This window comes from Bacillus sp. 275 (genome assembly GCF_001999205.1).
GTDB lineage: Bacteria > Bacillota > Bacilli > Bacillales > Bacillaceae > Bacillus > Bacillus velezensis.
On the sequence record NZ_CP019626.1, the window covers coordinates 3712816 to 3735933 of the forward strand.

Here is a 23118-nt window from a genome sequence, read left to right on the forward strand (position 1 = left end):
AAGTAGGGTTTTAGCATGACAAACGCGCAAAAAGAATATCGTCAGGAAAAAGATTTCCTCGGAGAAAAACAAATTGAAGCTGATGTGTATTACGGAATACAAACGCTGCGCGCGAAAGAAAACTTTCCGATTACCGGCTACCGCATCCACGAAGAAATGATTAATGCGCTCGCCATCGTCAAAAAAGCGGCGGCGCTTGCCAACATGGATGTAAAACGGCTGTATGAAGGAATCGGAAATGCGATTGTACAGGCCGCAGATGAAATTCTTGAGGGGAAATGGCATGACCAATTTATCGTCGATCCGATCCAAGGGGGAGCCGGAACGTCCATGAACATGAATGCCAACGAAGTAATCGGCAACAGGGCTCTTGAAATCATGGGGCATAAAAAAGGTGAATACATTCACCTCAGCCCGAACACACACGTCAACATGTCACAATCGACGAACGACGTGTTCCCGACGGCAATCCATATTTCAACCTTGAAACTTTTGGATAAGCTCCTTGATACGATGGCGCATATGCTCAGTGTCTTTAAAGATAAAGCGAAACAATTTGATTCTGTCATTAAAATGGGGCGCACACACCTTCAGGACGCTGTGCCGATCCGTCTCGGACAGGAATTTGAAGCATACAGCCGCGTGCTTGAGCGTGACATAAAGCGAATTAAACAATCCCGCCAGCATCTGTATGAAGTAAACATGGGGGCAACGGCCGTAGGTACGGGACTTAACGCCGATCCGCGCTACATAGAACAGGTTGTGAAGCACCTGGCTGACATCAGCGGACTGCCGCTTGTCGGCGCCGGCCATTTGGTTGACGCCACACAAAACACTGATGCGTATACGGAAGTTTCAGCCGCGTTGAAAGTATGCATGATGAACATGTCTAAAATCGCCAACGATCTGCGCTTAATGGCTTCAGGTCCGCGCGCGGGACTTGCGGAAATTTCACTGCCCGCCCGTCAGCCGGGATCATCCATTATGCCTGGGAAAGTCAACCCTGTAATGGCAGAGCTGATCAACCAAATCGCCTTCCAGGTCATCGGGAATGACAATACGATCTGCCTCGCTTCAGAAGCGGGCCAGCTGGAGCTTAACGTAATGGAGCCGGTACTCGTATTTAACCTGCTTCAATCCATCAGCATCATGAATAACGGGTTCCGTTCATTTACCGATCATTGTCTGGCGGGAATTGAAGCCAACGAAAAACGTCTGAAGCAATACGTGGAAAAAAGCGTCGGCGTCATTACAGCGGTCAATCCGCATCTCGGGTATGAAGCGGCTGCGCGAATTGCCCGTGAAGCAATCATGACGGGGCAATCTGTAAGAGATCTTTGCCTTCAAAATGATGTACTGACAGAAGAAGAATTGGATATCATTTTGAATCCGTATGAAATGACAAAACCGGGGATTGCCGGAAAAGATCTATTAGAAAAATAAATTTTAAAGCAACAACAGCCGCCTTTTTCACGTTTTTTAGTGAATAGGCGGTTGCCATACAAAGGGATGAGGCAGTATAGTATAATCTGTTATATCATTTGATGAAAGCGTTTTAGCTTTTTTCTTCTAGGGGGATTTTCTTGTGAAAGAGGTCAGATTGCCAAATTTATTGGAAATTATTATCTTATTATTCGGGTTTTTAGCGCTTGTCTTATCATTCACAGTGTTTTTAGACCTGCCGATCCAGCTTGCTCTATTTATATCCTGGTTTATCGCTATTATTCTCGGAGTCAGGCTGGGACATTCATATAAAGACTTGCAGGCTTCGATTGTCACCGGGATATCAAACGGTCTTGAAGCGGTTTTGATTCTTGTTTCGGTCGGTGCGCTTATCGGGACATGGATTGCCGGCGGCGTTGTGCCGACGTTAATTTATTATGGTTTAGAGTTTATTAATCCTCATGTTTTCCTGCTTGCTACATTGGTGATTTGTTCCGTTATGTCCGTTGCGACCGGAACGTCGTGGGGAACCGTGGGGACCGCGGGGATCGCCATGATTGCCATCGGAGAGGGAATGGGTATACCGCTCCCGATCGTAGCGGGAGCCGTTTTGTCCGGCGCTTACTTCGGAGACAAGCTTTCACCGCTGTCTGACAGTACGGTGCTTGCCTCCACGCTTTCTAAGGTGGATGTGCTGTCACACGTCAGAGCGATGATGTATCTGTCAATTCCGTCCTATATTATTACGGCCATTCTGTTTACCGTAACGGGATTTATATACGGCGGAAAAAATATTGATCTCGGCAAAGTGGAATTTTTAAAATCTTCATTGCAGAAAACGTTTGACATTCATATATGGATGCTCATTCCGGCTGTTGTCGTCGTTGTCCTTCTGATTTTGAAAAAGCCGTCTATGCCCGTTATCGTCATCGGTGCTTTGCTTGGCGCAATCTGGGCTTCCGTCTTTCAGGGAATGAATTTTGCCAGTGCCATCGCGACTGCTTATAATGGTTTTTCCATAAAAACGGACGTCGAATTTTTAAATGGCCTGTTAAACCGCGGAGGCATTACCGGTATGCTGGATACGTTAGTCGTTATCCTGTTCGGTCTCGGTTTCGGAGGAATTCTTGAGAAGCTCGGCGTATTAAAAGTGATTGTCTCAACTTTTGAGAAAAAGCTGACCACACCGGGAAATGTGACGCTTTCGACATTGATCGTCGCCCTTTTAGGAAACATTTTCGGCTGTGCGATGTACGTGTCATTGATCCTGACGCCGAAAATCATGGAGAACAGTTATGATAAACTGAAACTTGACAGAAGAGTTTTATCCCGGAACGCAGAGGTGGGCGGCACGCTTACTTCAGGGATGGTGCCGTGGTCTGATAACGGCATCTATATGGCCGGCATTCTCGGCGTATCCACATTTTCTTATCTGCCGTTCATGTGGCTCAGTTTTGTATCTATCGGACTGGCAATATTGTACGGGTACACGGGGAAATTCATTTGGTACACGAAAGAAAAATCCTTGCAATCTCAAAAATTGGGTTAGGAGGTTCATTTCATGATTACAAAGCATATGATTCGGACGTTAATGATTGAAACGCCGACTGTTCCCGGAAATCTCGGAAAAGTGGCAACCGCCATCGGAGTGATGGGCGGAGATATCGGGGAAGTTGAAACCGTTAAAGTCGGCCCGAACTACACAATGCGCAACATCACGGTGCAGGCGGAAAATGAAGAGCAGCTGCAGGAAATCATTCAAGCCATTGAAGCTCTCGGTGAAGGCATCCGGCTTCATACAGTCTCAGATGAAGTGCTCTCTGCTCATGAAGGCGGCAAAATTCAGATGAAAAGCAAAATGCCGATCCGGACACTGGCTGAGCTTGGCCGTGTTTATACACCGGGTGTCGCCGATGTGTGCAGACTGATTGAAAACGAGCCTGAAAAAGCGTCCATCTATACGACAATCAGCAATTCTGTCGCCATTGTCACCGACGGAACGGCGATTCTCGGCCTCGGCAATATCGGCTCTGTCGCCGGAATGCCCGTAATGGAAGGGAAAGCCGCGCTTTTTGACCAGCTGGCGGGTATCAGCGGAATTCCGATTTTGCTCGATACCTCTGATCCGGAAGAAATCATTCGCACGGTAAAACATATTTCCCCGGGGTTCAGCGGAATTCTGCTTGAAGATATCGGTTCGCCCCACTGCTTTGACATTGAAGACCGCCTGAAAGAAGAACTGGACATTCCGGTTATGCACGATGACCAGCACGGCACGGCGGTCGTCACGCTCGCCGCCGCCATTTCCGCTTGTAAAAGCGCCGGTCTTGATTTAAAAGAAGCGAAGGTCGGTCAGATCGGTCTCGGCGCGGCAGGCGTCGCCATCTGCCGCATGTTTATGGCATACGGAGTCAAAGCGGTCTGCGGAACGGACAAGTCAGAAGACGCAATGAACCGCCTCGCTCAGTACGGAGGTCAGCCGCTTGGAAGCATCAAAGAATTAATGGACACGTGTGACATTGTGATCAGCACCACAGGAGTTCCGGGTCTCATTAAAAAAGAGGATGTCAGAAAAGGACACGTCATTCTGGCTTTATCTAATCCGAAGCCGGAGATTGAACCGGAAGAGGCATTACAAGCCGGAGCCGCTTATGCAGCTGACGGCCGTTCGGTCAATAATGTTCTCGGCTTCCCGGGGATTTTCCGCGGCGCGCTGAACGCCAAAAGCAAGAAAATCGACCATGAAATGCTTGTGGCGGCCGCAGAAGCCATCGCCTCTTGCACAAAACACGGCGATCTCGTGCCTCAGCCTTTGGATGCCGACGTGCATCAAGCCGTATCAGCAGCCGTAGAACGGGCCGCGGCAGGGAAATAAACAACTCTTACAGTACCGGATGTGTGCCGGTGCTGTTTTTTTATCATGAATAGGAAGCGGAATTCTTAGGCAGGCTAACAGATAGCAAAAGACGGAATAAAGAGGTGTCGATGTGGATTATTTTCCGCTGATCCATACAAATATTTGGGATGCTGTGATCGGCGTGCCGGTCGTCTTATGCGCCACACAGCTGATCAAAGTGTTCTGCCGGGTTCCGGGCATATTCGTTCCCACGATTGCCCTTGCTGCCGGAAATGTTGTGTCTATCGTTTTCGGTCATCATGAACACGTGTATGCGGGGATTTTCATGGGGTTTTTTTACGGATACGCCGCAATGGGGAGCTATTCATCTGCCAAAACGTCTCTGCGCGCTTACCGGTCGAAACATGAGCCGTATTCATGAACACATCTGGATTTTTTTGTTATGATAAAGAAAAGGGAAAAAGGAGCGATTGGCACATGGCGAAGAGCAAAACGAAAAAAATGCGGGAGCATCTCAAAAGAAACGGAATGCGTGACGCAGTCCTGTCAAGGGGGACGGCGCCGTCTTTCAGCACCCATGAAAGAGTGACGAAAACCAAAAAAGACAGGCTTGAAAGAATAAAGCATAAAAAAAGGAACCCCTATGATCACCGGAGTGATGACGGGGTTCTTTTTTTATGCCCGAATCTCGCGCCTTTCTATGATTTCTCTGTCATGTTTTCTCTTTTCTTTCATACAATCTACTAAATCAAGTCAATAGATTAGCGGGAGGAAAGCGGTATGAGAAAACAATCGTACAAAGAACTGTTTTTTCGCCATGTAAAGGATCATCTGTCACTTTATATATTTGTGTTCGTCTTGTTTTTGATGGGAGTCATTTTCGGGGCGATCATCGTCAACAGCATGACCATCACGCAGAAAGAAGATTTGTATTACTATTTAAGCAAGTTTTTCGGACAGCTGTCTGACGGAAAACATGCCGGCGCTTCAGAAATGTTTTGGCAGGCCGTCTTTCATGATGTAAAATATTTGGGGCTGATGTGGATCCTCGGTATTTCCGTGATCGGTCTTCCGGTTATTTTCATTATGGTGTTTTTAAAAGGAATCGTCGTCGGCTTCACGGTCGGTTTTTTAGTGAATCAAATGGGGATGAACGGGTTTTTCCTGTCATTTATTTCGGTTCTGCCGCAAAACGTCGTTCTCATTCCGGCGTATCTTATCATGGGGACATGCTCTATCGCTTTTTCACTGAAACTGATCCGGCAGCTGTTTGTCAAACGCAGCCTTCATGACGCGCCGATCCAATGGTTCGGACGCTACGCCTTCGTGCTGATTCTCATCGTTTTCTTCTCGGTCATCGCTTCGCTGCTCGAGGCGTACGTGTCTCCGCTGTTTATGGAAAAGCTGTCATCACGCATATTTTAGAATGATTATCACAAAATAATACTTTTATTTATCAGTTTATAATAATTATAGTTGGAACTCTGCGCGTATTTTGTTATAATGAGTCATGGAATGCGGCGTAGGAGGGAAAGACATGGAAAACCGTATTGATCGAATTAAAAAGCAGCTGCACTCGTCAAGCTACAAGCTTACGCCACAGCGGGAAGCAACGGTAAGAGTGCTGCTTGAAAACGAAGAAGACCATTTAAGCGCAGAAGATGTATACCTCCTCGTAAAAGAGAAATCTCCTGAAATTGGTCTCGCTACAGTATACCGTACATTAGAATTATTAACAGAATTAAAAGTCGTTGATAAAATTAACTTCGGGGACGGCGTATCCCGCTACGACCTTCGCAAAGAAGGCGCGGCTCACTTTCATCACCATTTGGTGTGCATGGAGTGCGGAGCCGTCGATGAAATTGAAGAAGATCTGCTTGAAGACGTTGAAGAAGTGATTGAACGTGATTGGAAATTTAAAATTAAAGATCATAGATTGACTTTTCACGGAATCTGCCACCGCTGCCGCGGGGATGAAACAGAGTAAAAGCCTACGAACCTTTTCTGCCAGGAAAGGGTTTTTTGCTGTTTTTATGTATAAAAGCCTTTGAAATTGGCATAAGGTGTACTAACAGCCGCCAACAGAAAGGGTCGATCGAAAGATGGGCAGATTCTTAAAAACAGCCGCGGATACGATCAAAGTGTTTATTCTGTTCACAGGTTTTACCGCGCTGTTCTATTATGCTATGATATGGGTGAATTCAGAGTATGAAAACTATCATCGGTACGATAAACCGGAAGGCTCCGCCGTCAAAGTGGCCAAAACGGAACATGAGGAGAAAGACGGCTGGTTCGGCCGATTGATCTTTTTTTACCAAAACGGGGAGTAGATCAAGAGTGAAGGATCAAATTAAGGATTTCATCCATTATGTGAGGGTTGAAAGAGGGCTGTCCCAAAATACGATGATGTCCTATGAGCGTGATCTGAAAAGTTATTCTCTCTTCTTAACTGAAAGCCTTCAGATCACTTCATGGAATGATGTGACCCGTCTTCATATTATTCAATATTTAAAGCATATAAAGGACTCCGGGAAATCCGGCAAGACGTCTGCGAGGCATTTGGCGTCGATCCGGTCTTTTCATCAATTTCTGTTAAGGGAAAAAGCCGCGGATAAAGATCCTTCGGTACATATTGAAACACAAAAAACAGAGCGGACGCTTCCGAAAGTATTGGCGCTTCACGAAGTTGAGCGGTTATTGGACACGCCTAAGCTTGACAGTCCGTTCGGCCTCAGGGATAAAGCCATGCTTGAACTGCTGTACGCAACCGGCATCAGGGTCAGCGAGATGATCGAGCTGAAATTATCCGACGTCCATTTGACGATGGGATTTGTCCGCTGCTTCGGAAAAGGGCGGAAAGAGCGGATTGTGCCGATTGGTGAAGCCGCTTCTCATGCGATAGAAGCATACATTGAAAAAGCCAGAGGGAAATTATTAAAGAAAAATGTAACCGAAGCGCTTTTTCTGAATCATCACGGCAGGCAGATCAGCCGTCAAGGTTTTTGGAAAAACCTGAAAAAAATCGCACTTGAAGCGGGGATTAAAAAAGAGCTGACACCGCACACGCTCCGGCACTCCTTTGCAACGCACCTGCTCGAAAACGGGGCGGATCTGCGCGCCGTGCAGGAGATGCTCGGACATGCCGATATTTCCACGACGCAAATTTATACGCATGTGACGAAAACAAGGCTGAAGGACGTGTACAAACAGTATCATCCGCGCGCTTAGGAGCCGCTGCCAGAGGGGCCGCGGCTTTTTTGCCGGATTGGCGGAATACAGAGAAGGTTCTAATTATTTGAATCGGCATTGTCAACAAGAATGTAAACGGTTTATACTTGAGTTGTCTGACCTCTGTAAGCTACAATGGACAGATGGAAGAAAAGGAGGCTTTTATGATGTCTGAATACAAATATAACCGGGTATTTTTGATCGTAATGGATTCTGTCGGAATCGGTGAAGCGCCGGACGCCGCCGATTTTAATGATATAGGCGCAAATACGCTCGGACACATCGCAGAGCACATGAACGGCTTACATATGCCCCATATGGCGCAGCTCGGTCTCGGACTGATCGGAGACATTAAGGGCGTGGAAAAAACGGAGCACCCTCTTGCGTACTACGGAAAAATGCAGGAGGCGTCAAACGGGAAAGATACGATGACGGGGCACTGGGAGATTATGGGCCTCTACATTGAAAAACCGTTTAAAGTGTTCCCGGAAGGATTTCCGGATGAACTTCTTCAGGAACTTGAGCGGCGTTCAGGACGGAAAATCATCGGAAATAAGCCGGCTTCAGGCACGGCGATTCTGGATGAGCTCGGAAAAGAACATATGGAAACGGGTGCGCTGATCGTTTATACATCAGCAGATTCCGTACTGCAGATTGCGGCTCACGAAGATGTCGTTCCGCTTGACGAACTGTACAGCATCTGTGAAACGGCAAGAGAACTGACGCTTGATCCGAAGTACATGGTCGGCCGGATTATCGCAAGACCGTTCGTCGGAGAACCGGGCAGCTTCAAACGCACGCCGAACCGTCATGATTATGCGCTCAAACCGTTCGGCCGCACGGTAATGAACGGAATGAAAGACAGCGGATTAGACGTCATTTCCATCGGCAAAATTTCTGATATTTATGACGGAGAAGGCATTACATCTTCCCGCCGGACGGTATCTAATATGGACGGCATGGACAAAGTGATTGAAACGCTCGGTGAAGAGTTCACGGGCCTGAGCTTTGCCAACCTCGTTGATTTTGACGCGCTGTACGGACACCGCCGCGATCCAGAAGGGTACGGAAAAGCGCTCGAGGAATTCGACGCAAGGCTTCCGGAAGTGTTTGAGAAAATGAAAGAAGACGATCTGCTTATCATCACTGCGGATCACGGCAATGATCCTGTCCATCACGGCACGGATCACACGCGGGAGTATGTGCCGCTTCTTGTGTACAGCAAAAAGCACAAACACACTGAACAGCTGCCGCTTGCGGATACATTTGCCGATATCGGCGCAACCATTGCGGATAATTTCAAAACGGAAAAGCCGGAATACGGAAAAAGCTTTTTATCAAGATTACAGTAGGGGGACTTTTTTTGAAACAAAAGATCGAACGTGCTGCTGCATTTATTAAAGAACACGTGAAAGAAACACCAAAGATCGGTCTGATTTTAGGGTCAGGGCTCGGCGTATTGGCCGATGAAATTGAAGGAGCTGTCAAGCTTACATATGAAACGATCCCTGATTTTCCGGTCTCAACGGTAGAAGGCCATGCCGGCCAGCTTGTGATGGGAACGCTTGAAGGTGTGCAGGTCATCGCGATGCAGGGCCGCTTTCATTACTATGAAGGCTACTCAATGGATCAGGTCACATTTCCCGTCCGCGTAATGAAGGCGCTCGGCGTTGAATCCCTTGTCGTGACGAACGCAGCCGGCGGTATCAACACTGAATTCCGGGCCGGCGATCTGATGATTATTACAGACCACATCAACTTTACGGGCACCAACCCGTTAATCGGGCCGAACGAAGCTGAATTCGGACCGAGATTCCCGGACATGTCAGAAGCCTATGACAAAGAGCTGTCAAGCTTGGCTGAAAAAACGGCCGATGAGCTGGGCATTCCTGTTCAAAAAGGGGTGTATACAGCTGTTACGGGGCCGTCTTACGAAACGCCGGCTGAGGTTCGGTTTTTAAGAACGATGGGTTCTGACGCTGTAGGCATGTCGACCGTGCCGGAAGTCATCGTCGCCAACCACGCGGGGATGCGCGTGCTCGGCATCTCATGCATTTCCAACGCGGCGGCAGGTATTCTTGACCAGCCGTTATCCCATGAAGAAGTAATGGAAATGACGGAAAAAGTAAAAGGCGGCTTTTTGAAGCTTGTAAAAGCCGTAGTCGCACGATCTCAAAAATAAGTCAGCATAAGTCAGCTGTTTCTTCGGAAGCAGCTGTTTTTTTGTGCCCTCAACACGAAACATTTTCCAGATGAGGCGTATAAAACCACCGGATTTGGAAAAAATAAAAAGGATTATGAAATGGAGGGCTTTGGAGATGAAACGTCTTATATCCACTTTGTTGATTGGCATTTTATTAACGGCATCAGCACCGTCCGCTTTTGCAAAGCCGGACGGAAAACATACATCGGAGCTCGCTCATGAAGCCAAAAGCGCCGTGCTGATTGAACGCGATACGGGAAGCATTCTTTATAACAAGAACAGCCGGGAGCGTCTGGCGCCGGCAAGCATGACAAAAATTATGACCATGCTTTTAATCATGGAAGCGCTTGACAAAGGGAAAATAAAGATGAGCGATAAAGTCAGGACGAGTGAACATGCCGCGTCCATGGGCGGATCACAGATTTTCCTTGAACCCGGAGAAGAAATGACGGTAAAAGAAATGCTCAAAGGAATTGCGATAGCTTCCGGAAATGACGCATCCGTCGCAATGGCGGAGTATATTGCCGGTTCAGAAGAGGATTTCGTCAGCCGGATGAACAAAAAAGCAAAAGAATTAGGATTGAAAGATACCTCCTTCAAAAACCCGACGGGACTGCCTGAAAAAGACCATTACAGCTCTGCTTATGACATGGCGAAAATGGCGAAGGAATTATTAAAGTATGATAAAATCACTCAATTTACGGGAACGTATGAGGATTATTTAAGAGAAAATACAGACAAAAAGTTCTGGCTCGTCAATACAAACCGGCTGATCAAATTTTATCCGGGTGTAGACGGCGTGAAGACGGGCTTTACAGGCGAAGCGAAGTATTGTTTAACCGCCACCGCTAAAAAAGGAAATATGAGGGTCATTGCTGTTGTTTTCGGAGCCAGCACTCCGAAAGAAAGAAATGCCCAAGTGACCAAAATGCTTGATTACGCCTTCAGCCAGTTCAAAACACACCCGCTGTACAAACGGGATCAAATCGTCGGAACGGTAAAAGTGAAAAAAGGAAAACAGAAACTGATCAAGCTGACCACATCTGAGCCGATTTCTCTTCTGGCCAAAAAGGGAGAGAACATGGACAAAGTAAAAAAAGAAGTGAAAATCAACGGCAATGTAACGGCTCCGGTTAAAAAAGGAGAGGTGCTCGGCAGCCTCGTTCTGAAAAAAGACGGAAAGGTGCTCGTTGAAAGCCCGGTCACGGCAAAAGACGACATGGAAAAAGCGGGTTTTCTCACTTTTCTGAAGCGGACGATGGGAGATTGGACAAAATTTAAATAATCGTGGCGAACGGGCACTAGTTTTGTCATAGTGAAGGAATTGCTTTCCCGAAAATCGAAACACTCATTATCCGATCATATCAAGGAGGAATGAGCATGAGCCTTGGAATTGACTTCCATGTCAAAGAATCCGTGCTTTGTATTCGATTAACAGGTGAACTCGACCATCATACGGCAGAATCATTAAAACAAAAGGTTACTGAATCGCTGGAGGCTGACGGCATCCGTCACATCGTGCTGAACCTTGAAGATCTTACCTTCATGGACAGCTCCGGCCTCGGCGTGATTTTAGGGCGTTATAAACAAATTAAACAGCTCGGCGGAGAAATGGTCGTGTGCGCGATTTCACCCGCGGTGAGGCGTCTGTTTGACATGTCCGGCCTGTTTAAAATCATCAGGTTCGAACAATCAGAACAAAAAGCGCTTTTAACGTTGGGGGTGGCATCATGAAAAACGAGATGCATCTTGAATTTTCAGCCCTCAGTCAGAACGAATCGTTTGCGCGCGTAACAGTTGCTTCTTTTATCGCACAGCTCGACCCGACGATGGATGAGCTGACGGAAATCAAGACCGTCGTATCAGAAGCGGTAACAAACGCGATCATCCACGGCTATGAAGAAAACTGCGACGGAAAGGTGTACATCTCCGTTACGCTGGAGGATCATGTCGTCTATCTGACCATACGTGACGAAGGCCTCGGTATCACGGATCTTGAGGAAGCGCGCCAGCCGCTCTTTACGACAAAACCAGAGCTTGAGCGCTCCGGAATGGGCTTTACCATTATGGAAAACTTCATGGATGATGTCACGATTGATTCCTCGCCGGAGATGGGAACGACGATACGCTTAACAAAACACCTATCAAAAAGCAAAGCGCTTTGTAATTAAGGAGATTTGTTATGGATGTGGAGGTTAAGAAAAACAGCAAAAACGCGCAGCTCAAGGACCATGAAGTCAAAGAATTAATCAAAAAGAGCCAAGAGGGCGACCAGCAGGCAAGAGACCTCCTCATAGAAAAAAACATGCGTCTTGTGTGGTCCGTCGTTCAAAGGTTCTTAAACAGAGGCTATGAGCCGGATGATCTGTTTCAGATCGGCTGTATCGGATTGTTAAAATCCGTTGATAAATTCGATTTGTCCTATGATGTCCGTTTTTCAACTTATGCCGTGCCGATGATTATCGGAGAAATCCAGCGCTTCATCCGCGATGACGGAACCGTCAAAGTTTCAAGATCTTTAAAAGAGCTCGGCAATAAAATACGCCGGGCGAAAGATGAACTGTCAAAAACATACGGAAGAGTGCCGACCGTCCAGGAAATCGCGGACCATTTAGAAATTGACGCGGAGGATGTGGTGCTTGCGCAGGAAGCGGTGCGGGCGCCTTCATCCATTCATGAGACCGTATATGAAAATGACGGAGACCCGATCACCCTGCTTGATCAGATCGCCGATCATTCAGAAGAGAAGTGGTTTGACAAAATCGCCCTCAAGGAAGCGATCAGTGATTTGGAAGAACGGGAAAAACTCATTGTCTATCTGAGATATTATAAAGATCAGACACAGTCGGAAGTAGCCGAACGGCTCGGGATTTCCCAAGTCCAGGTATCGAGGCTGGAGAAAAAAATATTAAAGCAGATTAAAGTGCAGATGGATCATACGGAAAGCTGACCTTTTACGGGCCGGCTTTTTTTATTTGTGTATCGGTGGTAATTTATGGTCTTTTGCCGCTGATGAATGAGAACAAAAGTGAACCGCATACTACATATATAACCACCCGAAAGATGGTGATGCAAGATGGAAAGACGAATATTTCTCAGACTTCGCCACCGCGTGAAGGCTCATACCGGAGATATCATCACAATCGGCGACGCCGCGCAGATTGCGGGACAGCAAAAGCTGAAAAAAAAACTGTCGGCACTGCCGCTGTATAAGGTCACGAAAAAAGATAAAAATATCGTCGTGCTGGACATCATAAAAGTGCTGAAAACCATTCATACCGCTTTTCCCGCTCTTGATGTACAGACCGTCGGCGGCGCTGAAACGATAGTGGAAATCCATTACCAAAAAAAGCAGCTGTCAGCCGTTTTGTTCGTCGGTGTCTGGCTCCTGCTTTTTATCGGTTCATGTCTTGCCATTATGAATTTTCATGAAGATGTCAGTATGAGAGAAGTTCATATCGCCTTATATGAAATCATAACGGGCGAACGGAATGAATATCCGTATCTGCTTCAGATTCCATACAGCATCGGCCTCGGTCTCGGTATGATCGTCTTTTTTAATCACATCTTCAAAAAACGCCTGAATGAAGAGCCAAGCCCGCTGGAAGTCGAGATGTTTAATTATCAGCTTGATCTCGATCATTATGTCGCAATGCACGAAAATGAAGAGACGATGAAAGATCTGCATGATCGTTAGCATTCTTTTCGTTATGTTTGTCGGGCTTGGCGGAGGGCTGACCGTGGGTGCGGGCTTTGTGGCTTTTTTAACCGTTATGGGAATCGTCCCCCGCCTTATGCAGCTGACAAAAACAATGCGCTTTGTACAGGCCTACGAAGGAGCTGTTATTTCAGGAGCTGTGTTCGGCGGCTGGGAAACCTTAAATATGAATCATTTTTTTTTATCTGAATGGCTGGCCGTTCCGGTCGGGCTTTTGGCCGGCATGTTTGTCGGCATGCTGGCCGCCGCGCTTACAGAAGTGCTGAATGTGCTTCCCATTCTTGCCAAACGGATCGGCTTCGGCAGCAAAATCATCATATTGCTGATGGCCATTGTGTTCGGCAAAATAGCCGGCTCTTTATTTCATTGGCTGTATTTTATCCATCATTCATAAGGAGGAACCGACGTGACAAACTTAAAAGAAAATTACAAAACAAAAGTGAAAGACTATCAGCCGAAACCGCCATATGTTTGGAATTGCGTCAAAGCCTTTCTGATCGGCGGTTTGATCTGTCTGATCGGGCAGGCTCTTCAAGACTTTTACATCCACTTTTTTAATTTTAATGAAAAAACAGCGGGCAACCCGACGGCCGCCACTCTTATTTTAATTTCCGCCCTTTTGACCGGATTCGGCATTTATGACAGACTCGGGCAGTTTGCCGGAGCGGGTTCAGCCGTGCCGGTGACGGGTTTTGCAAACAGTATGACAAGCGCCGCTCTGGAACACAGAAGTGAAGGACTCGTGCTCGGAGTAGCGACAAACATGTTTAAATTGGCGGGAAACGTCATTGTATTCGGCGTCGTGGCAGCCTATATCGTAGGCCTGATACGGTTTGCTTGTGAAAAACTGTTTTCGTAGGAGGAGAAAAAATGAAATTGACCGGAAAGCAAACCTGGGTGTTTGAAAACCCGTTATTTGTAAATGCGGCGGGGACGGCAGCCGGACCGAAAGAAAAAGACGGCCCGATCGGTTCGCTGTTTGATAAGACATACGATGAAATGCATTGCAATCAGAAAAACTGGGAAATGGCGGAACGTCAGTTAATGGAAGATGCCATCAACTCCGCTTTGCAAAAACAGAACTTGAAAAAGAGCGATATTGATTTGTTACTCGCGGGGGATCTTTTAAATCAAAATGTGACCGCCAACTACGTCGCCAGACATCTGAAAATTCCGTTCCTCTGTCTGTTCGGCGCCTGTTCGACATCAATGGAAACGATTGCCGTCGCATCCGCGCTCATTGACGGCGGTTTTGCGAACCGGGCGATCGCAGCCACGAGCAGCCATAACGCGACGGCAGAACGGCAATTCCGCAATCCGACGGAGTACGGCGGGCAAAAACCGGATACCGCCACTTCAACGGTCACGGGGGGCGGGGCGGTCATCATCAGTCAAAACCCTTCTGATATCAAGATTACAAGCGCAACAGTGGGAAAGGTAAGCGACCTCGGAATAACAGATCCGTTCGATATGGGATCCGCCATGGCGCCCGCTGCCGCCGACACAATCAAACAGCACCTGCAGGACTTAAACCGGACGGCGGATGATTATGATCTAATTTTAACGGGAGACCTTTCAGGCGTCGGCTCGCCGATCGTAAAAGATTTGCTCAAAGAAGAAGGCTATCCCGTGGGGACGAAACACGATGACTGCGGTCTTCTCATCTATACGCCGGACCAGCAGGTGTTTGCGGGCGGAAGCGGCTGCGCCTGCTCCGCGCTTGTTACGTACACACATATTTTTAACCAATTAAAAGCGGGGACTCTAAACAGGGTACTCGTTGTCGCGACAGGAGCGCTTTTAAGTCCGACAATGATCCAGCAGAAGGAAACCATTCCGACCATCGCGCACGGTGTGGTATTTGAGCGGGCGGGAGGTGCATCATAAATGGAATATCTGTTGGCTTTTGTTTGCGGGGGAATCATATGCATTATCGGTCAGCTGCTGCTTGACATTTTTAAACTGACACCCGCCCATGTGATGACAACTTTTGTCGTCATCGGCGCCTTGTTAGATGGGTTCGGAATTTATGACAAATTTATCGAATTCGCAGGCGCGGGCGCGACGGTTCCCATCGTCAGCTTCGGTCACAGCTTATTGCACGGCGCCATGCATCAAGCTCACGAGCATGGATTTATCGGGATCGCCATGGGGATTTTTGAACTTACTTCCGCCGGTATATCTTCAGCGATTTTATTCGCATTTCTTGTAGCCGTTATTTTTAAACCGAAAGGATAATGCCTGATGACGAAACGGAAGGTCATTCTTGTGACAGACGGGGACGTATACGCCGCCAAAACAATTGAATACGCCGCGGAAAAAGCAGGCGGACGGTGTATTTCCCAATCAAAGGGCAATCCGTCAACGAGAAGCGGCCCCGAACTTGTTCAGCTGATTAAAGCCGCGCCGAATGACCCGGTGTTTGTCATGTTTGACGATTCAGGCCTGCAAGGGGAAGGGCCGGGCGAAACGGCGCTGAAATATGTCGCCTCACATCAGGACATTGAAGTGCTGGGGGTGATTGCGGTCGCTTCTAAGACCCATCAGGCAGAATGGACGAAAGTCGATGTCTCCATTGACCGTGATGGAGAAGTGACGGAGTTTGGCGTCGATAAAACCGGAATGAGAGAAATGGACGAGCACAGAATGAACGGAGATACGGTGTATTGTCTGGATAAATTGGACGTTCCCCTCATTGTGGGCATCGGCGACATAGGTAAGATGGGAAGAAAAGATGACATATCAAAAGGCTCGCCGATCACGATGAAGGCGGTCGAATTCATTTTAGAAAGGAGCGAAAGCCATGCCGGAAAAACCGGAAAACATGATCAAGGTGTACCGGGATCCTAGAAAAAATGAACAATTTTTTAAAGACCGCGTCGGTATGGGAACGAGCTATGATGTCGGCGTCCGCAAAGTTCGAGTATTAGACCGGGAAGTCCAGATTTACTTTGTCAACGGATTAACCGATACTTTGTTTATCATTCATTTAATGGAACAGCTCGTCGACGTCAATAATTATGACGAGAATGCGGATGAAGCGATTGACGTTGTTGAAAACAGACTTGTCAATCAGCAGGTTCAAAAAGTCAAAACGCTCGACGAAGCAACGGATCAAGTTCTTTCCGGACTTGTGGCGGTTATCGTTGAAGACGCGGGCTTCGCCTTTATCGTTGACGTCAGAAGTTATCCCGGACGCACGCCTGAAGAACCGGATACGGAAAAGGTCGTCCGCGGGGCAAGAGACGGTTTTATCGAAAATATCGTCATTAATACAGCATTGATCAGAAGACGAATCAGGGACGAAAGGCTCCGCGTCAAAATTACGAAAGTCGGCGAGCGCTCTAAGACCGATCTTGCGATTGTGTATATAGAGGACATCGCTGACCCGGACCTTGTCAGCATCGTCGAAAACGAAGTGAATGCGATTGACATTGACGGACTGACGATGGCTGATAAAACGGTGGAGGAATTCATCGTCAAACAAGGCTACAATCCGTTTCCGATGGTCAGATACACGGAGCGGCCGGATGTGGCCGCCAATCACATTTTGGAAGGGCACGTCATCATCGTCGTCGATACGTCACCGAGCGTGATCATAACGCCGACAACGATATTTCACCATGTTCAGCATGCGGAAGAATACAGGCAGGCGCCTTCAGTGGGCACATTTTTAAGATGGATCAGGTTTTTCGGTATTATCGCTTCAACCGTTCTGCTTCCGATTTGGTTCCTCTTTGTTCTCGAACCGTCTCTTCTGCCCGAAAGATTGGATTTTATCGGTTTAAATAAAAATACGCACATCCCGATCATTCTGCAAATCTTTTTGGCCGATTTGGGGATTGAGTTTCTCAGGATGGCCGCGATCCATACGCCGACCGCTTTATCCACCGCCATGGGTCTGATTGCGGCGGTGCTGATCGGTCAAATCGCCATAGCGGTGGGGCTGTTTTCAGCAGAAGTGATTCTGTACGTATCGATCGCCGCCATCGGATCATTTACCACGCCGAGCTATGAGCTCAGCCTCGCCAATAAAATGATACGCCTCATCTTAATGGTTCTCGTAGCCATTTTCCAAGTGAAAGGCTTTGTGATAGGTTTTACATTGCTGCTGATCATAATGGCGAATATCCGCTCGTTTCACACGCCGTATTTATGGCCGTTTTTACCGTTTAACGGCAAGGCGCTGTGGCAGGTGCTCGTCCGGACGACAGTGCCGGGAGCGAAAGTCAGACCGAGCATTGTTCACCCGAAAGACCGTCAAAGACAGCCAAGCGGTTCATAATCGCATTGAAACCGACAGAAGATTATGATATTGTATGTCTTAACTTATACGGGACTTGTATAAGGACAGCTCAAAAGAAGCTGTCCTTTTCACCCATATGCGGATCAGAAAGAGGGAATGAGCATTGTTCTTACATGGCACAAGCAGACAAAACAAACTAGGTCATTTGGAAATCGGAGGTGTGGACGCGCTGTATTTAGCGGAGCATTACGGCACGCCTCTTTATGTTTACGATGTGGCTTTAATACGTGAGCGCGCTAAAAGCTTTAAACAGGCATTCATTGACGCGGATTTAAAGGCGCAGGTCGCGTACGCGAGCAAGGCGTTTTCTTCTGTTGCGATGATACAGCTCGCTGAGCAGGAGGGGCTCTCACTGGACGTTGTATCCGGCGGAGAGCTGTTTACGGCGGTTGCGGCTGGTTTTCCGGCTGACAGGATTCATTTTCACGGCAATAACAAAAGCGAAGAAGAGTTGAAAATGGCGCTCGATCATCAAATCGGCTGCATTGTCGTTGATAATTTTTATGAAATATCCTTACTCGCGGAACTGTGCCGCAAATCAGGGCGCACAATGGATGTGCTTCTGCGGATCACTCCGGGGGTAGAGGCGCATACGCATGATTATATTACGACGGGACAGGAAGATTCCAAATTCGGTTTTGATCTGCATAACGGGCAAATAGAAAAGGCGATTGAACAAGTATTACAGTCAGACCATATCCGCCTTCTCGGCGTTCACTGCCACATCGGATCGCAAATTTTTGATACGGCGGGCTTTGTGCTGGCCGCAGAAAAAATCTTCACAAAACTGAATGAATGGAGAGAATCATTCGGCTTTGTTTCTGAAGTGCTGAATTTAGGGGGCGGCTTTGGCATCCGCTACACGGAGGAGGATGAACCCCTTCATCCTGCCGTTTATGTGGAAAAAATTATCGAAGCGGTAAAAGAAAACGCAGCGCTGCACGCTTTTGACATTCCGGAGATCTGGATTGAACCGGGACGCTCGCTCGTCGGAGACGCCGGAACGACGCTTTATACCATCGGTTCGCAAAAAGAAGTGCCCGGCACCCGTAAATATGCAGCGGTTGACGGGGGCATGAGCGATAACATCCGTCCTGCGCTGTATCAGGCGAAATATGAGGCCGTATCGGCAAACAGAATCGGAGAACACCACGATAAAACGGTATCCATCGCGGGCAAGTGCTGTGAAAGCGGTGATATGCTCATTTGGGATATAGATCTTCCGGAAGTGAAAGAAGGCGATCTTCTCGCCGTTTTCTGCACGGGAGCATACGGATACAGCATGGCTAACAACTACAACCGCATTCCGCGTCCCGCCGTCGTTTTTGTGGAAGACGGCGAAGCGTATCTTGTCATTAGAAGGGAAACTTATGAAGACATTGTAAAACTGGATCTGCCGTTTAAGACGGGGGTCAAACAATAAATAAAAAAGAGACCGGAACAATGGCGTCCGGTCTCTTTTTGCATTCAGCTGTTAGAACTTGATCCGCTGTCTCCTGTAAATACAGACACGATCGCATTCCAAATCGAAGCGAAGAAATCAATGACTTTTTGAACAAAGCTTTTGCCTTCATCGGATTGAATGAACTTCGTGATTTTGTCTTTTGCCTTGTCAAGCTGGCTGCCGACTTGGCCCCAATCAATCTTGGCATTTTTCATTTTATTAAACAATGAAACGAGCTGGTCTTTTTGAGCGTCAGTCAGTGTAATGTTGAGGTTTGAAGCCGCATCATCGACCTTTTTCTCGATTCCTTCTTTTGTATCGGGCACACCGTTTTTCGCGAAATCATCTTTAATGTTTGCGATGAGCGCGGAGGCGTTTTTATCCCCGATTTTATCCCCGAGATTTGAAGTGGTGACAAGCTCTTGGTTGGCAACCTGTTTTACATCTTCTGAAATCGCTTTGTCTGATGAGACTTCATATGCCTTGATGATTCCCGTTAATGCTGCGGTGCCTGATACCTCAAACGGCGCCGTCACGTATACTTTCGCATCTTTCACTCCTGCTGTCATCAGGGCGTTTAAGTACATTTCATCCGTGATGGAATCGATATTATGGGTCTTAACGTCAAGCCCGGACCCTTTCTTTGCCACCGTGATGGATGATGAAGAGATGGCTCTTGTGCCGATTTGGGCATTCGATATATATTTTCCCAGATATTCATGTTCTTCTTTATTCGTAACCGTCACTTTTGTCGCGTTATCAGGGACATTTAATTCGTCAAGCACTTTCTGACGGTTTTCGTTTGACAGATCCGCCCCCAGTGTGACGATGACATCTCCGACTGCGGCATCGGCCAGGCTGATTTTCGGTATTGTGCACAATACAACGGCCGCCGCCAGCAATCCAATCCACATTTTTTTCAAAGCGGTTAACCTCCTTCTTTTCACAAATGCCGTTTTGAAGCGGTTTGTGAGGGCCTGCGTGAAGCAGTTCCGATACATAGACGGCTGTGAAGCTGTTCTGGTTTCATTTTCTTTCTGCGGAAGCGGGGAGATTCGTTTTCCGGCTGAAGGTGTGGTATAATAGCCGCGAAAAGAAGAGCAGAGGCCTCTTCCTTCAAAAGAATATCAAAAAGAAAGCCGGCTTACAATTGAAATTCATATTGAAGAAGGCTTTGACAAAAAACAATACGGAAGTAGGAATGAGAATGAAAACTGGTTACATCGAAATGGAAAACGGCAGCAGAATTGAATTTGAACTTTATCCGAATGAAGCGCCTAATACAGTCGCTAACTTTGAAAACCTGGCGAATACGGGCTTTTATGACGGCGTTATTTTCCACCGCGTGATTCCGGGCTTTGTCAGCCAAGGCGGAGATCCGACTGGGACAGGCATGGGCGGAAGCGGAAAAACGATCAAATGTGAAACAGAAGGCAATCCGCATAAGCACGAAGCCGGTTCTTTATCAATGGCGCATGCCGGTAAAGACACGGGTTCAAGCCAATTCTTCATCGTACATGAGCCGCAGCCGCATTTAAACGGCGTTCATACTGTATTCGGAAAAGTGACAAGCGGTTTAGAGCATGCGAAAAACATGTCTAACGGAGACAAAATGAAAGAAATCCGTGTAGAAGGATAATGACGGAAAACCCGCCTTTTTCAGGCGGGTTTTTTTATGTATATGAAAATTCTCATGTGTAAATCATGAAAAAATACATATATGAACATCAGCGATCATTCTGGTATAGTGAAAAAGACCGATTACAACAATGAAAAGAGGTAGAAACGTTGGTTCAATTGGCAACCGTTTTATTTGTTATTCTCATTCTCGCACTTATGATTTGGTTCAGGGTGAAAAAGGGAAACAGGCCGATTAAAGGCGGCGGCTTCGGCATCATTCTCCCGCTATTGATTATCGCCGTCATTTTTACATTCAGCATCAGCCAGCTCATGAATATCCCGGGAAAGCCGTTTCATTTTCCCGCTCTTTGGGAGCTCGCCATCGCCGGACTGTTAGGCGCGGTATTCGGCGTCATCATGCTGTCGCAAACCGCCTATGAAATCCGGGAAGACGGCTTTGTCTACTCCAAGCGGAATAAAAACTTTAAATATGTCATTCTCGCGATTATTGCGATCCGTATCGTGCTCAGCCAATATTTCAAAAACATTGACGCGGCGGAATTCGCCGTTTTAACGATGGAACTTGCTTTTGTGTATTTGTGCATTTGGCGGATCGGAAGCTTCGTGAAATACCGTAAAATCAGCAGATCCGGCTTATAAAATGAAAAAAATGGATGAGGTGCGGGGCTTATTTGCCCTCTGTGCAGGGATTCATGGTAAAATAAAAACGACCATGGCTAATGGGAGGAAATCACTTGAAATCAGAAAAAGAAAAAACTTCTAAAAAAAGCGCCGTACTTGATTGGGCGAAAGCCATTATCATCGCTGTCGTTCTGGCACTGCTCATCCGAAACTTTTTATTTGCCCCTTATCTCGTTGATGGAAGATCAATGGATCCGACGCTGCATGACCGCGAGAGAATCTTTGTCAATATGACGGTCAAATACATAAGCGACTTCAAACGCGGCCAGATCGTCGTGCTGAACGGAGAAAATGAGCACTATGTCAAACGGATTATCGGACTTCCCGGCGACACGGTGCAAATGAAAAACGATCAGCTGTACATCAACGGCAAAAAAGTGTCCGAACCGTATTTAGCGGCAAACAAGCACAAGGCGAAGCAAGAAGGCTATGACCGGCTGACAGAAGACTTCGGCCCGGTGAAGGTGCCGGACGACAAATATTTCGTCATGGGTGATAACCGCAGAGAATCTATGGACAGCCGCAACGGCCTCGGTCTCTTTACGAAAAAACAAATAGCGGGCACATCAAAATTCGTCTTCTTCCCGTTTAATGAAATTCGCAAGACGAAATAAACCGTACAGGCAGTTTTCTTCATGAGGAAAACTGCTTTTTTATATAAATTTATCTTTCCACCCTCAAAAACAGAACATAAATTCGTATATCTATTTAATAGATAGAAAGTTTTACAGATACATGAAACATCTTCCCTTTATGAAACGTTATATGAATAACTCACGCAGGGAAGAACGGTTTTCTATTCATGAAAAAAAGGAAAATGACATAGTAATGAATAGATTGATACGGGCTGGAGGTAGAAAAATGGGAAGAATTAAAACAAAAGCAGCCATTTTACTTGTACTGCTGCTGTTATTAGCGGGCGGTTATATGGTCATAAACGATATTGAACTGAAAGACGTGCCGACTGCAATCGGACAAACCCTGTCCCAGGAAAAAGAAGAATATACAGTCAAAACATATAAAATTACGAAAATCGAAGGAACTGAGTACCACGGTACGGCAGAAAACGGCACAAAAATTATTTTTAACGGCGACAAGCTGAAGCAGGATCTCTCCGATGTGAAAAAGGGAGATAAGATTAAAGCGTATTTCAGCAAATCAAACCGGATTGACGGCTTATTGAAGGTCGTCAAAGTAAACGAATAAATAAAGGCGCCTTTTATGGGAAAAGGGCGCTTTTTATTTTTCTGAATAATTAGGTGCAAATTCATTGCGCCTGCCGCAAAGGATGTTATAATAGCGGATAAGGACAAAAAAATATTGATTGTATCCTTCGGGGCTGGGTGAAAATCCCGACCGGCGGTAATAAGGCGTTTTGCGCTTTACAGCCCGTGACCCGTATGCATTTGTATACGGTGGATTCAGTGAAAAGCTGAAGCCGACAGTGAAAGTCTGGATGGGAGAAGGATGAGAGAAGCTATGCAAAAAATAAACTTACTGTATAGTCTTATTTCCTATGGATTAAAACTGGTAAAGCCCCGAACTGTGTAAACATTCGGGGCTTTTTTGACGCCAAATTGCGTGGAAGAAGGGAGGG

General features: G+C 46.9%; 28 protein-coding genes and 1 riboswitch. Of the genes, 27 read left to right on the plus strand and 1 reads right to left on the minus strand.

The features are described 5' to 3' along the window. Positions 1-15: 15 nt before the first annotated feature. The 23 genes from aspA (at position 16) to lysA (ending at position 19178) form a co-directional block, all read left to right on the plus strand. Positions 16-1443, plus strand: a complete 1428-nt coding sequence (gene aspA, locus BZ167_RS18175) for an aspartate ammonia-lyase (protein WP_003153322.1) — start codon at positions 16-18, stop codon at positions 1441-1443. 142 nt (positions 1444-1585) lie between these two features. After that, a complete protein-coding gene (nhaC, locus tag BZ167_RS18180) occupies positions 1586-2992 on the plus strand; it encodes a Na+/H+ antiporter NhaC (RefSeq protein WP_031378966.1) in 1407 nt (468 codons plus the stop codon). 12 nt (positions 2993-3004) lie between these two features. Then, positions 3005-4318 carry an NAD-dependent malic enzyme gene (locus BZ167_RS18185; RefSeq protein ID WP_007409402.1) on the plus strand — a complete coding sequence of 438 codons (1314 nt, stop codon included), beginning with the start codon at positions 3005-3007 and terminating at the stop codon, positions 4316-4318. A gap of 112 nt (positions 4319-4430) precedes the next feature. Beyond that, positions 4431-4721: a hypothetical protein gene (locus tag BZ167_RS18190; RefSeq protein WP_015417749.1), complete on the plus strand. Its 291-nt coding sequence runs from the start codon at positions 4431-4433 to the stop codon at positions 4719-4721. A gap of 56 nt (positions 4722-4777) precedes the next feature. Then, positions 4778-5047 carry a hypothetical protein gene (locus tag BZ167_RS18195; protein ID WP_032862885.1) on the plus strand — a complete coding sequence of 90 codons (270 nt, stop codon included), beginning with the start codon at positions 4778-4780 and terminating at the stop codon, positions 5045-5047. A 33-nt stretch (positions 5048-5080) separates the two neighbouring features. Beyond that, a complete protein-coding gene (gene spoIIM / locus BZ167_RS18200; protein ID WP_003153328.1) occupies positions 5081-5725 on the plus strand; it encodes a stage II sporulation protein M in 645 nt (214 codons plus the stop codon). 112 nt (positions 5726-5837) lie between these two features. Next, the gene (gene fur / locus BZ167_RS18205) at positions 5838-6287 is read left to right on the plus strand and encodes a ferric iron uptake transcriptional regulator (RefSeq protein WP_003153330.1); all 450 of its coding nucleotides are present in this window, start codon (positions 5838-5840) and stop codon (positions 6285-6287) included. 115 nt (positions 6288-6402) lie between these two features. After that, a complete protein-coding gene (locus BZ167_RS18210; protein ID WP_003153331.1) occupies positions 6403-6630 on the plus strand; it encodes a YqzK family protein in 228 nt (75 codons plus the stop codon). A gap of 7 nt (positions 6631-6637) precedes the next feature. Continuing rightward, on the plus strand, positions 6638-7528 hold the full coding sequence (gene xerD, locus BZ167_RS18215) for a site-specific tyrosine recombinase XerD (RefSeq protein ID WP_007612347.1): 891 nt from the start codon (positions 6638-6640) through the stop codon (positions 7526-7528). Positions 7529-7695: 167 nt separating this feature from the next. Further along, entirely contained in the window at positions 7696-8880 is a 1185-nt protein-coding gene (gene deoB / locus BZ167_RS18220) for a phosphopentomutase (RefSeq protein WP_015417748.1), read from the plus strand. An 11-nt stretch (positions 8881-8891) separates the two neighbouring features. Next, positions 8892-9710, plus strand: coding sequence for a purine-nucleoside phosphorylase (locus BZ167_RS18225; protein WP_007612343.1), 819 nt, complete (start codon positions 8892-8894; stop codon positions 9708-9710). A gap of 136 nt (positions 9711-9846) precedes the next feature. Beyond that, positions 9847-11016 (plus strand): D-alanyl-D-alanine carboxypeptidase family protein, encoded by a 1170-nt coding sequence (locus BZ167_RS18230; protein ID WP_007409410.1) that lies wholly within the window; start codon positions 9847-9849, stop codon positions 11014-11016. Positions 11017-11111: 95 nt separating this feature from the next. Continuing rightward, the gene (spoIIAA, locus tag BZ167_RS18235) at positions 11112-11465 is read left to right on the plus strand and encodes an anti-sigma F factor antagonist (RefSeq protein WP_007409411.1); all 354 of its coding nucleotides are present in this window, start codon (positions 11112-11114) and stop codon (positions 11463-11465) included. Then, entirely contained in the window at positions 11462-11902 is a 441-nt protein-coding gene (spoIIAB, locus tag BZ167_RS18240; RefSeq protein ID WP_003153347.1) for an anti-sigma F factor, read from the plus strand. The genes spoIIAA and spoIIAB overlap by 4 nt, the downstream gene beginning before the upstream one ends. 11 nt (positions 11903-11913) lie before the next feature. Further along, positions 11914-12681, plus strand: a complete 768-nt coding sequence (gene sigF, locus BZ167_RS18245) for an RNA polymerase sporulation sigma factor SigF (RefSeq protein ID WP_003153348.1) — start codon at positions 11914-11916, stop codon at positions 12679-12681. A 126-nt stretch (positions 12682-12807) separates the two neighbouring features. Then, complete coding sequence (locus tag BZ167_RS18250; RefSeq protein WP_007409412.1) at positions 12808-13428, plus strand: stage V sporulation protein SpoVAA; 621 nt, start codon at positions 12808-12810, stop codon at positions 13426-13428. After that, positions 13418-13843 carry a stage V sporulation protein AB gene (locus tag BZ167_RS18255; RefSeq protein ID WP_014418289.1) on the plus strand — a complete coding sequence of 142 codons (426 nt, stop codon included), beginning with the start codon at positions 13418-13420 and terminating at the stop codon, positions 13841-13843. Before BZ167_RS18250 ends, BZ167_RS18255 begins: the two co-directional genes overlap by 11 nt. A 12-nt stretch (positions 13844-13855) precedes the next feature. Beyond that, positions 13856-14308: a stage V sporulation protein AC gene (spoVAC, locus tag BZ167_RS18260; protein ID WP_003153353.1), complete on the plus strand. Its 453-nt coding sequence runs from the start codon at positions 13856-13858 to the stop codon at positions 14306-14308. Between the two features lie 11 nt (positions 14309-14319). Continuing rightward, positions 14320-15336 carry a stage V sporulation protein AD gene (spoVAD, locus tag BZ167_RS18265; RefSeq protein ID WP_012117894.1) on the plus strand — a complete coding sequence of 339 codons (1017 nt, stop codon included), beginning with the start codon at positions 14320-14322 and terminating at the stop codon, positions 15334-15336. Further along, the gene (gene spoVAE / locus BZ167_RS18270) at positions 15337-15687 is read left to right on the plus strand and encodes a stage V sporulation protein AE (RefSeq protein ID WP_007409415.1); all 351 of its coding nucleotides are present in this window, start codon (positions 15337-15339) and stop codon (positions 15685-15687) included. It abuts the gene before it with no gap. A 3-nt stretch (positions 15688-15690) separates the two neighbouring features. Next, on the plus strand, positions 15691-16299 hold the full coding sequence (locus tag BZ167_RS18275) for a stage V sporulation protein SpoVABEA (RefSeq protein WP_025284950.1): 609 nt from the start codon (positions 15691-15693) through the stop codon (positions 16297-16299). Further along, the gene (locus BZ167_RS18280) at positions 16253-17734 is read left to right on the plus strand and encodes a spore germination protein (protein ID WP_007409417.1); all 1482 of its coding nucleotides are present in this window, start codon (positions 16253-16255) and stop codon (positions 17732-17734) included. The genes BZ167_RS18275 and BZ167_RS18280 overlap by 47 nt, the downstream gene beginning before the upstream one ends. Before the next feature lie 124 nt (positions 17735-17858). Continuing rightward, positions 17859-19178 carry a diaminopimelate decarboxylase gene (lysA, locus tag BZ167_RS18285; protein ID WP_015240129.1) on the plus strand — a complete coding sequence of 440 codons (1320 nt, stop codon included), beginning with the start codon at positions 17859-17861 and terminating at the stop codon, positions 19176-19178. Positions 19179-19222: 44 nt separating this feature from the next. Here the strand turns inward: lysA and BZ167_RS18290 are convergent, their stop codons facing one another. Continuing rightward, complete coding sequence (locus BZ167_RS18290) at positions 19223-20122, minus strand: DUF1002 domain-containing protein (RefSeq protein ID WP_014418285.1); 900 nt, start codon at positions 20120-20122, stop codon at positions 19223-19225. A gap of 284 nt (positions 20123-20406) precedes the next feature. On the opposite strand from BZ167_RS18290, the gene BZ167_RS18295 reads away from it, so the two are divergent. The 4 genes from BZ167_RS18295 to BZ167_RS18310 all read left to right on the plus strand — a co-directional run bounded on the left by BZ167_RS18295 (position 20407) and on the right by BZ167_RS18310 (position 22727). Then, positions 20407-20838, plus strand: coding sequence for a peptidylprolyl isomerase (locus tag BZ167_RS18295; RefSeq protein WP_003153363.1), 432 nt, complete (start codon positions 20407-20409; stop codon positions 20836-20838). Positions 20839-20987: 149 nt separating this feature from the next. Further along, positions 20988-21479, plus strand: coding sequence for a CcdC protein domain-containing protein (locus tag BZ167_RS18300; RefSeq protein WP_061860678.1), 492 nt, complete (start codon positions 20988-20990; stop codon positions 21477-21479). Between the two features lie 80 nt (positions 21480-21559). Continuing rightward, positions 21560-22135, plus strand: coding sequence for a signal peptidase I (gene lepB, locus BZ167_RS18305; RefSeq protein WP_033574742.1), 576 nt, complete (start codon positions 21560-21562; stop codon positions 22133-22135). A gap of 247 nt (positions 22136-22382) precedes the next feature. Then, positions 22383-22727: a hypothetical protein gene (locus BZ167_RS18310; protein ID WP_007409423.1), complete on the plus strand. Its 345-nt coding sequence runs from the start codon at positions 22383-22385 to the stop codon at positions 22725-22727. Positions 22728-22846: 119 nt separating this feature from the next. Beyond that, positions 22847-22993: riboswitch (FMN riboswitch) on the plus strand. Positions 22994-23118: the final 125 nt, after the last annotated feature.

Excerpts from the sequence above, each read along its gene's own strand:
- aspA (WP_003153322.1), top strand. The coding sequence starts at position 16 with ATGACAAACGCGCAAAAAGAATATCGTCAGGAAAAAGATTTCCTCGGA.
- BZ167_RS18185 (WP_007409402.1), top strand. The coding sequence starts at position 3,005 with ATGATTACAAAGCATATGATTCGGACGTTAATGATTGAAACGCCGACT.
- BZ167_RS18195 (WP_032862885.1), top strand. The coding sequence starts at position 4,778 with ATGGCGAAGAGCAAAACGAAAAAAATGCGGGAGCATCTCAAAAGAAAC.
- spoIIM (WP_003153328.1), top strand. The coding sequence starts at position 5,081 with ATGAGAAAACAATCGTACAAAGAACTGTTTTTTCGCCATGTAAAGGAT.
- fur (WP_003153330.1), top strand. The coding sequence starts at position 5,838 with ATGGAAAACCGTATTGATCGAATTAAAAAGCAGCTGCACTCGTCAAGC.
- BZ167_RS18210 (WP_003153331.1), top strand. The coding sequence starts at position 6,403 with ATGGGCAGATTCTTAAAAACAGCCGCGGATACGATCAAAGTGTTTATT.
- deoB (WP_015417748.1), top strand. The coding sequence starts at position 7,696 with ATGTCTGAATACAAATATAACCGGGTATTTTTGATCGTAATGGATTCT.
- BZ167_RS18230 (WP_007409410.1), top strand. The coding sequence starts at position 9,847 with ATGAAACGTCTTATATCCACTTTGTTGATTGGCATTTTATTAACGGCA.
- spoIIAA (WP_007409411.1), top strand. The coding sequence starts at position 11,112 with ATGAGCCTTGGAATTGACTTCCATGTCAAAGAATCCGTGCTTTGTATT.
- spoIIAB (WP_003153347.1), top strand. The coding sequence starts at position 11,462 with ATGAAAAACGAGATGCATCTTGAATTTTCAGCCCTCAGTCAGAACGAA.
- sigF (WP_003153348.1), top strand. The coding sequence starts at position 11,914 with ATGGATGTGGAGGTTAAGAAAAACAGCAAAAACGCGCAGCTCAAGGAC.
- BZ167_RS18250 (WP_007409412.1), top strand. The coding sequence starts at position 12,808 with ATGGAAAGACGAATATTTCTCAGACTTCGCCACCGCGTGAAGGCTCAT.
- BZ167_RS18255 (WP_014418289.1), top strand. The coding sequence starts at position 13,418 with ATGATCGTTAGCATTCTTTTCGTTATGTTTGTCGGGCTTGGCGGAGGG.
- spoVAD (WP_012117894.1), top strand. The coding sequence starts at position 14,320 with ATGAAATTGACCGGAAAGCAAACCTGGGTGTTTGAAAACCCGTTATTT.
- spoVAE (WP_007409415.1), top strand. The coding sequence starts at position 15,337 with ATGGAATATCTGTTGGCTTTTGTTTGCGGGGGAATCATATGCATTATC.
- BZ167_RS18280 (WP_007409417.1), top strand. The coding sequence starts at position 16,253 with ATGCCGGAAAAACCGGAAAACATGATCAAGGTGTACCGGGATCCTAGA.
- BZ167_RS18295 (WP_003153363.1), top strand. The coding sequence starts at position 20,407 with ATGAAAACTGGTTACATCGAAATGGAAAACGGCAGCAGAATTGAATTT.
- lepB (WP_033574742.1), top strand. The coding sequence starts at position 21,560 with ATGGGAGGAAATCACTTGAAATCAGAAAAAGAAAAAACTTCTAAAAAA.
- BZ167_RS18310 (WP_007409423.1), top strand. The coding sequence starts at position 22,383 with ATGGGAAGAATTAAAACAAAAGCAGCCATTTTACTTGTACTGCTGCTG.